We start from the raw sequence: 13,335 nt of genomic DNA, 5'->3' as shown, positions 1-13,335 counted from the left end.
GCGACGAGCCGGTACGCAGGGTCCGTCGTCGGGGCCGTCGTCGGGTGCGGCGGCGTGTACGGATCTGTCCGGGGTGTCCATGGCCCTACTCTCCCGCGCGGGGCCCGCCTTGTGGAACCGACTTCGGGAACAGGGGGCGGGCGCCCGGTCCGTGGTGCACGCGGGGCGGTCAGTGGCGGTCGCAGCAGCCCTCGCGCCGCATGTGGCGTCCCACCTCCAGCCAGTCCGTCGTGCCCGCGCGGACGGTCGCGGTCTCGAACGCGCCCACCAGATCGGCCTGCCGGACCTCGACGCCGCCGCGCAGCACCGACGTCGTACGGATCAGGTCGTCGAAGTCGGTGAACGGGTCGCCGTCGACGAACGTGAGGTCGGCGAGGCGGCCCACCCGCACGGTGCCGAGGTCCGCGGCCGCGCCGAAGACCCGGGCGGGCAGCACCGTCGCGGTGCTCAGCGCCTGGGCCGGGAGAGGCCGGCCCGGTGCAGGGCGCGCAGGGCCAGGTGCAGATGGAGGCCGACGGGCACGAGAGGCTGGTCCGTGCCGAGCGCGACCAGGCCACCGGCGGCCAGGATCCGCCGGTAGACCGCCGTCTCCCGGTCCAGGGTGGCGAGTTGGCCGGGCGTGGGCGGGGTGCCGGCCGCCTTCTCGACCACGGCGGTGTCCCAGGGCGGCATGAGGGTGGTGACGCGCGGGTCCTCGGCCAGGGCCGGGGCGGCGCCGAGCAGCGGCTGCGCCGTGAACGGCGTCGCGACGAGGTGGAACCCGGCGCGCGTGTAGATCTCCGCGACGTCCTGCCCGGCTCGGCCCCCTGCCGTGGTGGCGTGCCCGGACTCCAGGCGCTGGGTGGCCTGCAGATGGGTCGTCAGGTCCTGGCCGAGCTGGACTCCCGGGGTGCACAGATGGCTGCCGCTGCGCACGCCGAGCCGTTCGTGGGCGAAGCGGGCCGCTTCCTCCATCACCCAGCCCGGCGCCCGCACGTACGTCTTGACGAAGTCCCAGTCGAGGGCCGCTGCCCGGTCGAGGAGCGGCGCAGGCCGGCTCGGGTGCGGTGGGCACGGCCCATGCTGCAGGCGACGCGGGCGCCGTCGAGCAGTTCGCCGGTGGCGAGGAGCCGGGGGCCCGCGAGCGCGCCCGCGTTCACGGCCTCCCGGATGCGTGCCTGTTCGTAGGCGAAGCCGCCGAGGAGACGGCGGTCGTGATGCCGTAGGCGAGTTGCAGCGCGGTCTGCCGGCCGCCGTAGGTCGACTGCCAGGGGTGGGTGTGGGCGTCCCACGGCCCGGTACGACGGTCCTGTCCGAGGCGTCGACGCGGCGGACGGCGCGGCGGTGAACGGCGCGGTGCGGGGTGACGTCGGTGATCCGGCCGCCCTCGACCACGATGTCGACGTCGTCCCTGACGGTGTCGCCGGTGCCGTCCCAGAGGCGGCCCGCGTGCACGACCGTGTCGGCGGGGCGCGGCCTGCGGTGGTCGAGCGGGATGCGGACGGTGCGGACCGCGCCGGCCGCGACGTCGACGAGCCGGAACCGGCCGCCGGACAGGCTACAGCAGCCGGCGGCCGTCGGCGGCCCAGCTCGGAGTGGTCGGCCGCCTCATCGGTGAGCTGCCGGGGCGCGCCGTCCGGACTGCCGTCGGGGCGGACCGGCAGCAGCCACAGCGCGGACTCGACGACGACGGCCATGTGGCGGCCGTCCGGTGACCAGGCGGGCCCTGAGTCGTAGCGGTCGGCGAGCGAGACGTGCGGGGCGACGGCGTGCACGGCCGCGTCGCCGGTGGTGGTGTCGACGACGCGGATCAGGTTGTAGCCCTCGCGGAACCGCTGGTTGAGGCGGCCGCGGTCGCACAGCGCCACGTACCGGCCGTCGGGCGACCAGCAGGGTCTGCCGGGCAGTCCGCCGCTGCCCAGCGGCGGGGCGAGGACCTGCTCGGTCCCGGCCGCGAGGTCGCGGACGACGAGGTTGCCGGTCATGTCGAGGCAGGCGAGGCGGGCGCCGTCGGGCGACAGGGCGGGAAGACCCGGCCGCCCTCGGCGAGCACGGTCTCCTTGCCGGTGGCCAGGTCGTGGCGGCGTACGGAGAACAGTCCGGCGCGGTCGTCCGCGTCCACGCAGGCCACGGCCGTCCGGGGTCAGGTCGGGGCGAGGACGTAGCGGGTGGGCGGCGCCTGGACGATCCTGCGTGGCGCACCGCCGCCCGAAACCCCGCCGATCCACAGGGAGTTGAGGGCGGCGAAGGCGACCTGTGTCCCGTCGGGCGACAGGGCGGGCAGGTGCGGGGCACGGACGGGCGCACTCCCCGGCCTCGAAGTCGTAGCGCTTGGTGCGGTAGCGGGGCCGGTCGACGGCGAGCCGTGCGGTGAACGGGATGTCCTCGCCGCCGCGGGGCTCGGCGGGTCGGACGAGCCGGAACCGGCCGTCGACCGTGAGCAGCAGGGTGTCGGGGCCGGTCCAGCGCGGCGGCACTGGCGGCGAGGTCGCCCGGCACGTCGACGGGTGTGCCGTCGACGACGAGGGTGCAGCCCGCCGCGGGCGCCGGGGTGGTCCGCAGATAGCCGACGCGGCCCTCCGGGAGACCGCCGGGGTCATGATCTGCGCGCCGGAGGTGTCGGTGTGCTCGACGGCGACCGGGCGTAGCGCGTCGGCGGCGACGGAGGCGAGGATCGAGGTCTGGAGGGTGCCGGCCGCGCCGACGACGCCGCGGACGAACAGCACCCGCTCGCCGTCCGCCGACCACGTCGGGTCGAAGTCCTCCCAGGCGCCGTCCTGTCCCGGCCCGTCCTGCCCGTCGAGACCGGTGAGCGGTGTCAGCGTCCGGTCCCGCACGTGGAGGACCCAGACGCGGTAGGGGCTGCCGCTCACCGGGTCGCCGCCGCGCTCCGACGCGAAGGCGATGCGGGTGCCGTCCGGGGACCAGAGCGGGGCCGCGGTCGTCCCAGGGGCCTTCGGTGAGCTGTCGCGGGGTGCCGCCGTCGGCGTCCAGGAGCCACAGGTGAAGCCGCCGCCCTGGTAGGCGCAGACGACCACGGCATCTGCCGTCGGGGGCGAACTGCGGCCGGGTGGGTTCCAGCCGTGGCGTGGTGAGCCGGGTCGCGGTGCCGCCCTTGCGGGGATCGACCAGAGCACGTTCTGGATCTCGGCGACGAACGGTCGCCGGCCGCGAGGGTGGCGGCCCCGTTGGTGGCCTCGGTGAAGGAGAGCGCGGTGGCCCGGGTGGCGGGCGCCGCCACGGCACCCGGATCGAGGGTGACTCCGCGGCGACGCCGGCCGCGGTCGCGGTGCCCGTCGGAGGAATCTGCGACGCGAGAAGGAGGGGCCGGTGACGGGGGTGGTGTCCATGAGGCTCCCGGGACGCGGAGGGGTGGGACGGACCGAAGGTGCGTGTGTCGGCTGGTGACGCACAGCAACATACGGGGCGGGGCGGACGGACGGCCCCGCCCGTGGCGAGTACGGCCGGATCGGTCCCCGTGCGGCGGCTGCGCCCCTGCTCGACCGGGCGCGGCCGGGGCCGGGCGGGCGTGTTCAGGACAACGGGTCCGGGTGGCCGGGGGCGGCGGTACCGGCCCCGCGATGCCCGGGAATATGCCGTACGCCTCCTGTGGTTGACCGCGTCGAAGGAGGCAACAGTGGAGCAGAAGTACTACACGCAGGGGACGGCCGCGGAGCGCTGGGAGCGGGCGCGGATGTTCTTCGACGCGAAGGAGTACGCGACGGCCGCGCGGATCCTGGACGGTCTGGTCGAGGAGGTCCCGGAGCAGACGGGCCCGCGTCTCGCTGCTGGCCCGCTCCTACTACCACTCGGCCCAACTGCGGCGCGCCGAGACGGAGTGCGCACGATCGTGGAGCGCGACCCGGTCGAGCACTACGCGCGTCTGATGCTCGGCCGCACGCTGGAGCGGCAGGGCAGGGACGCCGAGGCGGCGCCGCACCTGCGGATGGCCGCGGCGCTCGCCGGGGACTTCCCGCAGGAGTGAGTGACCGGTCAGACGACCGGGGACCGGCCGGAGGGCCGGACCGACGGTGCGGCCGGGGCACGACGCCCCGGCCGCACCGTCGCGTTCCGGCCCTCGGCTAGCCTGCCGGACGATGAACCACACCGATCAGCCCACCCCCGTCTGCGCACGACCTGGGGAGACCTCGACCTCACCCGCTTCCCGGTGGACCCCGTGACCGGCGCTGCGCGCCTGGGACGCGGCCGACGCGTATCTGCTGCGCCGGCTCGCCGCCGACGGCACCGACCTGACGGGCTCCGTCGTGGTGGTCGGTGACCGCTGGGGCGCCCTGGGCACCACCGCGCTCGCGGGCGCGCCCGGGTGCGCGCCGGTGCTGATCTCCGACTCGTACCTGCAGCGGGCGACGGCGGCGAACCTGGAGCGGGCCGGGCACACGGGGCGCGGCTGCTCACCACGCAGGACGCGCCGCCGGACCGGATCGACGTGCTGATCGTGCGGGTGCCGAAGAGCCTCGCCCTCCTGGAGGACCAGCTGCACCGGGTGCGGCCCGCGCTGCACGCGCGGGCACGGTGGTCGTCGGCACGGGCATGGTCAAGGAGATCCACACCTCCACCCTGAAGCTGTTCGAGCGGATCATCGGCCCCACCGCACCTCGCTCGCCGAGCAGAAGTCGCGGCTGATCTTCACCACGCCCGACCTGGCCCCATCTGCTGATTCCCTGGCTCCCCTGGCACCCTGGCTCGCCCGCTCCCCCGGCCCGAACCCGTGGCCGCACAGCTACCGGCTCCCCGACGACGTCGGCGTCCTGGCGGCCGGACGGTCGTCAACCACGCGGGGGTGTTCTGCGCGGAGCACCTCGACATCGGCACCCGGTTCTTCCTCCAGCACCTGCCGGACGGCTCCGGTGCCCGCCGCATCGTCGACCTGGGCTGCGGAAACGGCGTCGTGGGCACGAGCGCCGCGCTCACCCACCCGGACGCCGAGATCCTCTTCACGGACGAGTCGCACCAGGCGGTGGCGTCCGCGCGGGCGACGTACGCGGCGAACGCGGGCGACCGGCCCGGCGGCGCCGTGTTCCAGGTGGGCGACGGTCTGGCCGAGGCCGAACCGGACAGCGTCGACCTGGTCCTGAACAACCCGCCGTTCACTCGCACCAGGCGACGACGGACGCGACGGCGACGCGGATGTTCGCGCAGGCCCGATGCGGCTCTCGCACCCGGCGGCGAGCTGTGGGTCGTCGGGGCCGGCACCTCGGCTACCACGTCAAGCTGCGCCGCCTGTTCGGCAACAGTGAACTCGTCGCGAGCGACGAAGTTCGTGGTGCTGAAGGCCGTCAAGCGGCCTTCTCGCCGCGGTGGCGCTTAGGCGCCACCCCGATCCTGCCCTCGCGGCCCGAGGGCCGGCGCGACGCGTGGGCCGATGCGGGTGGGCACGAGAGCGCCGTGGCGTCAATCCACCACCGTACGCGGCCACTTCACCGTCGCGAACGCGGCGGCCAGCAGGCACACACCGCCGCACCCGGCCAGGAACACGTGCCGGCCCCCACACCTCGGCGACGACGCCGGCGAGCGGGAACAGGAGCGGAGGCTGAGGCCGAGCGTGCACAGGGAGGTGACCGAGGTGACCCGGCCGATGTAGGCGGGGTCGGTGTCCTGCTGGAGGAGCGCGTGACCGAGACCGCCGGGATCCGCCGGCCGCGCCCAGCAGCGCGCACAGCGCCACGGCCGCGCCCGGTCCCGGCCGGGCCAGGCCCAGGACGGTGACGAACACGGCGGTCAGGGCCAGGCACACGGCGAGGACGGCGCGGGTGCGGGCACCCGGGGCACGGCGCTGAGCGCGATGCCGACCGCGGCGCCCGCGACGCTGAACGCGCCGAGCAGCAGCGAGAGGGTGCCGGGGCTCCAGCCGCGCTCGCCGGTGAGCAGGACGAGGGCGGTGCCGACGGGGCCGCTGAAGCACATCTCACCGAGTCCGATGACCACGACGAGCCGGACCAGGGCCCGCCTCCCGCGCAAGTACCGCAGTCCGTCGCGCAGTTGGGTCATGACGGGCGTGGCCGCCGGCGCGGGGCGGCCCGGGGAGTGCGCAGGACGGCGAGCAGGACGAGCGACACCGCGAACAGGGCGCCGACGCCGGCGAACGCGCCCGCGGCCCCACCCGCGGTCAGTGCCGCGGCGGCCGCGAGCGGCCCCACCGTGTTGGCGAGCCGTACCGCGAGCGACCGCAGGCCTGGACGCGGTGAGTTCCTCGCGCGCGGTCAGGCTCGGCGGCAGCGCCCCGACAGCGGGCATGAACAGCGCGTCGGCGACGCCGAAGCAGACGGCGAGCACGCACAGGACGCAGAGTCTCGGGCCCGCGCGTGTACGTGGCGAGGGCGGCGGCGAGGACGGTCAGACAGCGCACGAGGTCGCTGCCGATGAGGACCCGGCGCGGTCCGAACCGGTCGGCGAGCACACCGCCGCCGAGCATGAGGAGGGCGCGTGGCACGGCGCCCGCGGCGAGCACGAGCCCGGCCCTGCGCGGGGCCGGCCGCCTCGGCGACGGCCCAGGTCAGGGCGGTGAAGTAGATGACGTCACCGGTGACGGACGTGGTGTAGGCGCCGAGCCAGCGCAGCACGTTCGGGTCGCGGTGGGCGGGTGCGACGGGGGCGTGCCGGGTGTGCGTCGGCGCGGTCACGGGGCCGTGGCCGGCTCGGGGCGGCGGGCCCCTCCGCGGGGAAGGCCTGGAACTGCACGACGACCGGCGCGGAGCCGTCGGTCGGCGGACGCTCCCGGTGGCGGGCCACGACCGCCAGCACCTCACCTTTGAGTACCGCGAGTTCGTCCGGGGTGACGTGGACGGTGAAGTCGCTGAACGTCGACTCCGCGAACCACTCGTCCGCCATCACGGGCACGATCTGCGTGGCCGCGCGACGCAGGGTCTCCGCGGCGGCGAGGGCCACGGCCCGGCTGTAGGCGCGCCCTCCGCCCCGCCGCTCTCGGCCGGATCGTGCTGGGAGCCCGCGTGCAGGGCCCGCCACCAGCGGTCGCGCCGGTTGCCCCGCCCGGTGTCCTCCTCGATGAGACCGCCCTCCGCGAGTTTGCGCAGGTGATAGCTGGCGGCGCCGGAGTCGAGGTCGAACTGCCGGGCCAACTGCCGCGCGGTCGCGGGCCCTTGTCGCCGCAGCTGGTTGAGGAGTGGCGAGCCGGACGGGATGTGGCGAGGACGCGCAGCGCGGCGGTGTCGAGGGCGATGTCGTCCCGAGCGGATCGGGAGTTGCCCTCCGAAGGTTCCGTTCGAGGTTGCGTCATGCGCCCGACCCTAGAACGCGAACACTTCTTCCGGAAGAGTTGTTCGCGAAGAGTTCTTCGCGAACAACTCGCCGCGATCGGAGCGATAGTTAGCGATTACTGTCGGGCAGACCGGCTCCGGCCATAGTAAAAACCAGTAACTCGGCCTTCCCTCTTGCGAGTTGATAGCAACCGCTTAGCATCCTGCCGCCCATGAGAATCCCTGCCGCACGAACCCGCCGCCTGCTCGTCACCGTCGGCGCCGCCGCGCTGCTCACCCTGGGCGCCGCCGGCCAGAGCTGGGCCTCCACCCCCACCGTCCGCTGGTCGACGGGTGCGCCGACCCCGGTCACGAAGGTGACCCTGCCGATGTCGTTCGAGTCGGCACCCGACGCGTCCGGCATCTACTTCGCGTACTACACGACCCTGGAGAGCGGCACCCGCCCGTACGCGGGCTTCCAGCCCAAGCCGGCGAGCGCCGCGGGACATCCGCAACTCCAGGCGGTCTTCAGCTCGTTCAACGCGAACGCGACGACCACCGACAGCAACTGCTCCTACGGCGCGGACGGCGGCGCGGGCGTCAGCTGCGCGGTCCGCTTCGACTACACGAAGAGGGCACGATGTACGCGCTCGTGCTGCAGCGCGCGAGCGACGACGGGACGACGCAGCTGATGACGGGCGACGTCGTGAACCGCTCGACCGGCGCCACCGTCGCCCACATCGGCAGCTTCCGGCTGCCTATCGCCTCTCGGCCGCTTCAAGGCGTCGGACGCGGGCTTCGTCGAGCCGTATCTGACGGCGGGTGCGCGCAGCGGGTCACGGTCACGTACGGCACGCCGACCGGCACCGAGGGCGGCGTCACGTACACGGGCGGGCTTCCCACGGTCACCGATCCGACGTCGGGGAGCTGCCTCAGCAGTACGCGTCGACGGACACCTCGGCGGGTCGACAGGTGACGGTCACCGGGGACCAGTACACCGGCGGGTGACGGGCCGCTCTACGCGGATCCGGGCGAGACCCACTCGCTCAGCGGCCACTCCCGCTCGTCGTCGTCCAGTTCCGTGAGCCGCACCTCGACGCCGCCGTGGTCCTGGTGCTCGCGCACGAGGCCGGCGCACTTCGCCTCGGCCACGTCGGCGTCGTCCCACCATCCGTGCAGGACCACCAGGCCGCGCACGGTGAGCGTCAGGTGGTGCAGCGGCCGGGGCGGGTGAGGGCGGGCGCGGGAGCCGGTGCCGGCGTCGCCTTCGGCACAGGTGCCGGAGTCGGCGCAGGCGTCGGAGTCGGAGTCGGAGTCGGAGTCGACGCAGGTGTCCGGCTGGGTGTCGGTGCGGCGGGCGGCGGACCGCCGGACGCCGTCTCACCGGCATCCGCGCGCACGACGCGCCCCACGACCTGACTCATGACGCCAACTAGAGCACACGTTCGAATCGGGTCGCAACCGGACACGCGGGCGACCAGGACCCCGCGACGCGCCCCTAGGCGGCCTTCACGATCTCGCCACGGACGGCGGCCGCCCACTCGACGACGAGCACCTCGTACTCCCGGCGCTGCTCCGCGCTCAACTGCCCACGGCTGCGCGCCAGAAGGCCGCGGATCTGCTCGTTGAGCTCGTCGGCGGACCGCGCGGAACCAGAACGCTCGGTGGGGATCATGTGAAGAGCCTATCCCCGTCACTGACATCGGGCACCGGATTTCCGTCCGGCCCCACCGGCCCCGCCGGCCGCGGACCGGCGACGGGTCACAGCGCCGCGAGCAGGCCGTCGCAGCGGGGCCGGGACCCGGTCGAGGTCGAGGGCTTCCGCCAGGAGGGTCCCGTGTAGCGGATCTTGCGGCCTTTCCTCGTGCCGAGGAAACGCCGGAGCCGGGCTTCCAGGGGCCGGTCTGATGGGCGGGCTGCCGCAGGAACGTCTGCCAGGCCCGCAGGTCGTCGGCCTCGGCGCGGACGATCTCCTCGACGCGTGCCGCGCCCAGCGCAGCGGATGAACTCGTCCTCCAGATCGGCCTCGCACACGAAGAAGTCGCGGCCCTGCGCCCCGGCCCGCTCCCAGCCACGCTCGTAGTAGCCCCGCTCCCGCTCGTCGCACAGTCCCGTGAGGCGCAGTCCGAGAGTGGGGCGGCCCGAGCAGCGAGGCGTACCGCGCGACGCTCATGGCGCCGCCCATCGACACGACGGCCACCCCCTCGGCGGCCAGGTCGCGGGCCCGGCGCGCGCCAGCGTCTCGACGGCCGCGAGGTCGCTCGGCCCCTCCAGCAGCACCGCCGTCCGCAGACCGAGCCGCCCGGCCAGCTCACCCGCCGGCCCGCCGGGGCCGCCGGCCGCCCACCGGTCGACCGCTTCCCGGAACGCCCACATGTCCGCCATGGACCGAGTCTGCACGCCCGACGCCCGGCACCGCACGCGATATACGGCCGCCCGCCTACGCGCGCCGCCCAGCAGCGGACCCGCCGTCCCCGTGATCTCCAGGACGCGCCGCACCGGCCGGGTGACGGCGCGACGAGCCGGAGGGCGCCCCCCGCGCGCATCGCGTGGCGCTGGTGCCGCACCAGCAGGTTCACTCGGTCGAGTCGGTGAACGGCACCTCGGCGAGGTCGAGTTCGCAGTTGCGGGTGTGGAGCGCCGCCAGCACCCGGTCGAGCTGGGGAGCGGTGAGCAGGTCAGCTCCCCGAGATCCGCAGCAGCACCGTCTCTCCGGCATCGACCAACTGGACATCGAGAAGAGGCGTGTTCACGCTCTCCACCCCCAACCATCAGTCGCTCTCGGGACGTTCGCACTGCCCGGGGCATGTGCCTCCGGCGTCCCGTCCTATGGAACACCTGGCAGCCGCGGTTCTCCATAGGCCTTGCGGACGGGCCGTCGCCCCGGGTTGACGGCGTCGGCGACCTTGAGGGTACTCCGGCATATGCCTTACGGTGTGGATCGGGGAGGACGCCTCCCCCGTGCTGAGACCCCGGGCCGAACGACGTGACGTATGGACAGCCGGAGCCGCATCGCCGACTACGCGGCTCCGGCCCTCCATCCGTGGCGCGACCGGGTCGGTACTCCGCGGACCCCGCGCCACCGGATGGAGCGTGCGAGGGAGTGTGTGAAGGGGAGCCGCACTGCCTCGCGAGCGCCCCTGCCGACGTTCGAACCCGATTTCCGGCAGGGCGCTGTAGCCATTGTTACCGGCCGACGCGCGTGGCACTCGCGGTCTGACGCGGAATCACCGTGAATCCGTTCCGTTTCCGGGCGCGCGCCCACCATCACGTGCCCGCCCGGCCGTTGGGCGGGCTTCCGGGGCGGCAGGAAGGAGCTGCGCTTCTCGAAACCGTGGGCCGCGGACCCGTCCGCCTCCCCGTCCCCGGCCTTGTCGGAAGGGATCCCTCCGGCCACGATGCCCGCATGAAGGGTGATCTTTTCGCGCGTGAGTACATGGTCCAGGCCGCGGTCGCGCCGGGCATGAGTGTTCAGAACGCCAAGTCGATCCGGTACGTGGTCGACGGCGAGATGCTGGCGCGCCAGGGGGCGATGATCGCCTACCGGGGAAGCGCTGCAGTTCGAACGGAAGGGGCAGGGTGTCGGCGGGATGCTGAAGCGGGCCGTCACCGGGGAGGGCTGCCGCTGATGAAGGTGCGCGGGCAGGGCGAGGCCTGGTTCGCGCAGGAGGCGCAGAACGTGTTCGTCGTCGACATCGAGCCCGGCGACCTGTTCACGGTCAACGGCCGCAACGTCCTCTGCTTCGACGCCACGCTGTCGTACGACATCAAGACGGTGAAGGGCGCGGGGATGAGCGGCGGCGGCCTGTTCAACAGCGTCTTCAGCGGGCGCGGGAAGCTCGGCCTCGTGTGTGAGGGCAATCCGCTGGTGCTGCCGGTGTCGGCGCAGCAGCCGGTGTACGTGGACACCGACGCGATCGTCGGCTGGACCGCCGACCTCCGTACGTCGCTGCACCGATCGCGGTCCATCGGCTCGATGATCCGCGGCGGTTCGGGAGGCGGTCCAACTCATGCTGGAGGGCGAGGGGTTCGTCGTCGTGCGCCCGAGCGAGGCGACGCCGCAGAAGCCGCAGCAGCACTGACGGCTGCCGTCGGACTCCCGTCCGCCCACGCGGGCGACGACGGGAGTCCGACGCGGTCCCTAGCCGCGATACGTCTCCAGCAGACGCAGCCACACCTCGCTCACCGTGGGGTAGGCGGGGACCGCGTGCCACAGCCGGCCGATGGGGACCTCGCCGGCGATGGCGATCGTCGCCGCGTGGATCAGTTCGCCGACGCCGGGGCCGACGAAGGTGACGCCGGGAGGACCTCCGGTCGAGGTCGACGACCATGCGGGCGCGGCCCGTGTAGCCCTCGGCGTAGAGGCTCGCCCCCGCCACGTTCGCCAGGTCGTAGTCGACGGCGCGGACGCGGTGCCCGGCCGCCTCCGCCTCGGCGAGGTCAGGCCCGCGCTCGCCGCCTCCGGGTCGGTGAAGACGACCTGGGGCACGGCGTCGTGGTCGGCGGTGGCGGCGTGCGCGCCCCAGCGGTCGGTCTCCAGGAGGGGCACGCCCTGCGCGCGGGCGGTGATCGCGGCGCCCGCGATCCGGGCCTGGTACTTGCCCTGGTGGGTGAGGAGCGCCCGGTGGTTGGCGTCACCGACCGCGTACAGCCAGTCGCTGCCCTCGACCCGCAGGAGTCGTCGACCGGGAGCCACGAGCCCGGTTCCAGGCCGACCGTCTCCAGGCCGATGTCGTCGGTGCGCGGTGCGCGGCCCGTCGCGAAGAGGATCTCGTCGGCCTCGACCGTCGAACCGTCACCGAGCGTGGCCGTGACCGTGCCGCCCTTGCGCTCGACGGCCGTCACCGAGACCCCGGTCCGTACGTCGGCGCCCGCCTCGCGCAGCGCGTCCGTCACCAGCTCCCCGGCGAACGGCTCCATCCGGTTCAGCAGTCCGCCGCCGCGTACGAGCATCGTGACCTGCGAGCCGAGTGCCTGCCAGGCCGTGGCCATCTCGGTGGCGACGACGCCGCCGCCGACCACGATCAGACGGCCGGGGGCCTGCTCCGCGCTGGTCGCCTCGCGGCTCGTCCACGGCGCGACGTCGGCGAGGCCGGGCAGCGGCGGCAGGGCGGCGCGGGTGCCGGTGCAGACGGCGACGGCGTGCCGGGCGGTGAGCGTGGTGACCGTGCCGTCGTCGGCGGTCACCGTGACCGTGCGGGGCCCGGCGAGGCGGCCGTGGCCGCGGTACAGGTCGACGCCGATGGACTCGATCCAGCCGACCTGGCCGTCGTCCTTCCAGTGGGAGGTGAAGTCGTCGCGATGGGCAAGAGTACGGCGGGGGTGTCCAGGGGGCCCTGCACGGCCTGGCGCAGGCCGGGCAGCCGGCGGGCGTCGGCGCGGGCGAGCACCGGGCGCAGCAGCGCCTTGCTGGGCATGCACGCCCAGTACGAGCACTCGCCGCCGACGAGCTCGCTCTCCACGATCGCCGCGCTCAGTCCACCGGCCCGTGCCCGGTCGGCGACGTTCTCGCCGACCGGTCCCGCCCCACCACTACTACGTCGTACTCGTTGGCTTCCGTCATAGGGCCCAGTCTGGTGGTAGGTGTGCGTACGGGCCACATGGGTACGAGCGCGGAATACGTCCGTCATGCGGACCGTTGTGCACAGCGGCATTGCCCCCTGCGGCTTCGCCCCGAACCCAGGAAGCAGGAAGAGGGAAAGCACCATGAGCAGCACCACCGTGGAGCTGACCAAGGAGAACTTCGATCAGACGGTCACGGAGAACGAGTTCGTGCTGATCGATTTCTGGGCGTCCTGGTGCGGGCCCCGCAAGCAGTTCGCCCCCGTCTACGAGAAGTCCGCCGAGGCCAATCCCGACCTGGTCTTCGGCAAGGTGGACACGGAGGCGCAGCCGAGCTGGCCGCCGCGTTCGGCATCCAGTCGATCCCGACGCTGATGATCGTCCGTGACCAGGTGGCCGTGTTCGCCCAGCCGGGCGCGCTGCCGCAGGAGGCCCTGGACGACGTGATCGGGCAGGCGCGCAAGCTGGACATGGACGAGGTCCGCAAGTCGATCGCCGAGCAGCAGGCGCAGCAGCCGTCCGACGAGGGCTGACCTGCCGGGACAGCGGATGGGTGGGGCGGTCGCCGACGGCGGCCGCC

At 73.9% G+C, this 13,335-nt stretch carries 14 protein-coding genes and 5 pseudogenes; 7 read left to right on the top strand and 12 right to left on the bottom strand.

What is annotated here, in order from left to right; translation table 11 throughout:
• Positions 1-169: 169 nt before the first annotated feature.
• Positions 170-3,329, bottom strand: a pseudogene (locus tag RBJ77_RS57605) (amidohydrolase family protein).
• A gap of 344 nt (positions 3,330-3,673) precedes the next feature.
• On the opposite strand from RBJ77_RS57605, the pseudogene RBJ77_RS57600 reads away from it, so the two are divergent.
• From RBJ77_RS57600 to RBJ77_RS57590, 3 genes and pseudogenes are all read left to right on the top strand, one after another.
• Positions 3,674-3,964, top strand: a pseudogene (locus RBJ77_RS57600) (tetratricopeptide repeat protein).
• A gap of 280 nt (positions 3,965-4,244) precedes the next feature.
• A complete protein-coding gene (locus RBJ77_RS57595) occupies positions 4,245-4,433 on the top strand; it encodes a hypothetical protein (protein ID WP_372352259.1) in 189 nt (62 codons plus the stop codon).
• Positions 4,434-4,708: 275 nt separating this feature from the next.
• Positions 4,709-5,308, top strand: a complete 600-nt coding sequence (locus RBJ77_RS57590; protein ID WP_372352258.1) for a class I SAM-dependent methyltransferase — start codon at positions 4,709-4,711, stop codon at positions 5,306-5,308.
• Between the two features lie 410 nt (positions 5,309-5,718).
• On the opposite strand, the gene RBJ77_RS57585 is transcribed toward RBJ77_RS57590, so the two are convergent.
• The 4 genes from RBJ77_RS57585 to RBJ77_RS57570 all read right to left on the bottom strand — a co-directional run bounded on the left by RBJ77_RS57585 (position 5,719) and on the right by RBJ77_RS57570 (position 7,076).
• Positions 5,719-5,988, bottom strand: coding sequence for a hypothetical protein (locus RBJ77_RS57585; RefSeq protein ID WP_372352257.1), 270 nt, complete (start codon positions 5,986-5,988; stop codon positions 5,719-5,721).
• Positions 5,985-6,137, bottom strand: a complete 153-nt coding sequence (locus RBJ77_RS57580; protein WP_372352256.1) for a hypothetical protein — start codon at positions 6,135-6,137, stop codon at positions 5,985-5,987. Before RBJ77_RS57580 ends, RBJ77_RS57585 begins: the two co-directional genes overlap by 4 nt.
• A 379-nt stretch (positions 6,138-6,516) precedes the next feature.
• Entirely contained in the window at positions 6,517-6,885 is a 369-nt protein-coding gene (locus tag RBJ77_RS57575; RefSeq protein WP_372352255.1) for a hypothetical protein, read from the bottom strand.
• Positions 6,828-7,076 (bottom strand): hypothetical protein, encoded by a 249-nt coding sequence (locus RBJ77_RS57570; protein WP_372352254.1) that lies wholly within the window; start codon positions 7,074-7,076, stop codon positions 6,828-6,830. Before RBJ77_RS57570 ends, RBJ77_RS57575 begins: the two co-directional genes overlap by 58 nt.
• Before the next feature lie 350 nt (positions 7,077-7,426).
• Between RBJ77_RS57570 and RBJ77_RS57565 the strand changes: the two genes are divergently transcribed.
• Positions 7,427-7,885 (top strand): hypothetical protein, encoded by a 459-nt coding sequence (locus tag RBJ77_RS57565; protein WP_372352253.1) that lies wholly within the window; start codon positions 7,427-7,429, stop codon positions 7,883-7,885.
• Positions 7,885-8,169, top strand: coding sequence for a hypothetical protein (locus RBJ77_RS57560; protein ID WP_372352252.1), 285 nt, complete (start codon positions 7,885-7,887; stop codon positions 8,167-8,169). The genes RBJ77_RS57565 and RBJ77_RS57560 overlap by 1 nt, the downstream gene beginning before the upstream one ends.
• Positions 8,170-8,210: 41 nt before the next feature.
• Here the strand turns inward: RBJ77_RS57560 and RBJ77_RS57555 are convergent, their stop codons facing one another.
• The 4 genes and pseudogenes from RBJ77_RS57555 to RBJ77_RS57540 form a co-directional block, all read right to left on the bottom strand.
• A complete protein-coding gene (locus tag RBJ77_RS57555) occupies positions 8,211-8,390 on the bottom strand; it encodes a hypothetical protein (protein ID WP_372348648.1) in 180 nt (59 codons plus the stop codon).
• A 301-nt stretch (positions 8,391-8,691) separates the two neighbouring features.
• Positions 8,692-8,868 carry a hypothetical protein gene (locus tag RBJ77_RS57550; RefSeq protein ID WP_255976577.1) on the bottom strand — a complete coding sequence of 59 codons (177 nt, stop codon included), beginning with the start codon at positions 8,866-8,868 and terminating at the stop codon, positions 8,692-8,694.
• A gap of 86 nt (positions 8,869-8,954) precedes the next feature.
• Positions 8,955-9,578 (bottom strand): annotated as a pseudogene (locus tag RBJ77_RS57545) (TOPRIM nucleotidyl transferase/hydrolase domain-containing protein).
• A gap of 190 nt (positions 9,579-9,768) precedes the next feature.
• A complete protein-coding gene (locus tag RBJ77_RS57540) occupies positions 9,769-9,912 on the bottom strand; it encodes a hypothetical protein (RefSeq protein ID WP_372352251.1) in 144 nt (47 codons plus the stop codon).
• Between the two features lie 687 nt (positions 9,913-10,599).
• On the opposite strand from RBJ77_RS57540, the pseudogene RBJ77_RS57535 reads away from it, so the two are divergent.
• Positions 10,600-11,133: pseudogene (locus RBJ77_RS57535) on the top strand (AIM24 family protein); the annotation flags it as partial.
• A gap of 201 nt (positions 11,134-11,334) precedes the next feature.
• Here RBJ77_RS57535 and RBJ77_RS57530 read toward each other — a convergent pair.
• The 3 genes from RBJ77_RS57530 to RBJ77_RS57520 are packed head-to-tail and all read right to left on the bottom strand — an operon-like array spanning position 11,335 to position 12,823.
• A complete protein-coding gene (locus RBJ77_RS57530; RefSeq protein WP_372352250.1) occupies positions 11,335-11,682 on the bottom strand; it encodes a hypothetical protein in 348 nt (115 codons plus the stop codon).
• Entirely contained in the window at positions 11,634-12,380 is a 747-nt protein-coding gene (locus RBJ77_RS57525) for an FAD-dependent oxidoreductase (protein ID WP_372352249.1), read from the bottom strand. Before RBJ77_RS57525 ends, RBJ77_RS57530 begins: the two co-directional genes overlap by 49 nt.
• Positions 12,377-12,823, bottom strand: a complete 447-nt coding sequence (locus RBJ77_RS57520; protein ID WP_372352248.1) for a hypothetical protein — start codon at positions 12,821-12,823, stop codon at positions 12,377-12,379. Before RBJ77_RS57520 ends, RBJ77_RS57525 begins: the two co-directional genes overlap by 4 nt.
• Positions 12,824-12,899: 76 nt before the next feature.
• Here RBJ77_RS57520 and RBJ77_RS57515 point away from each other — a divergent pair.
• Positions 12,900-13,288 (top strand): annotated as a pseudogene (locus tag RBJ77_RS57515) (thioredoxin family protein).
• The last annotated feature ends 47 nt before the right edge of the window (positions 13,289-13,335 follow it).

The organism is Streptomyces sp. KL116D, assembly GCF_030766975.1.
Classification (GTDB): domain Bacteria; phylum Actinomycetota; class Actinomycetes; order Streptomycetales; family Streptomycetaceae; genus Streptomyces; species Streptomyces longispororuber_A.
Note: the sequence above shows the minus strand (reverse complement) of the source record. Positions and strands in the feature narration are given on the sequence as shown.

What these genes read in the sequence shown, in the direction of transcription:
- RBJ77_RS57585 (WP_372352257.1), bottom strand. Translation starts at nt 5,988, where the DNA reads ATGACCCAACTGCGCGACGGACTGCGGTACTTGCGCGGGAGGCGGGCC.
- RBJ77_RS57565 (WP_372352253.1), top strand. Translation starts at nt 7,427, where the DNA reads ATGAGAATCCCTGCCGCACGAACCCGCCGCCTGCTCGTCACCGTCGGC.
- RBJ77_RS57560 (WP_372352252.1), top strand. Translation starts at nt 7,885, where the DNA reads ATGACGGGCGACGTCGTGAACCGCTCGACCGGCGCCACCGTCGCCCAC.
- RBJ77_RS57550 (WP_255976577.1), bottom strand. Translation starts at nt 8,868, where the DNA reads ATGATCCCCACCGAGCGTTCTGGTTCCGCGCGGTCCGCCGACGAGCTC.
- RBJ77_RS57540 (WP_372352251.1), bottom strand. Translation starts at nt 9,912, where the DNA reads ATGCCGGAGAGACGGTGCTGCTGCGGATCTCGGGGAGCTGACCTGCTC.
- RBJ77_RS57520 (WP_372352248.1), bottom strand. Translation starts at nt 12,823, where the DNA reads ATGACGGACGTATTCCGCGCTCGTACCCATGTGGCCCGTACGCACACC.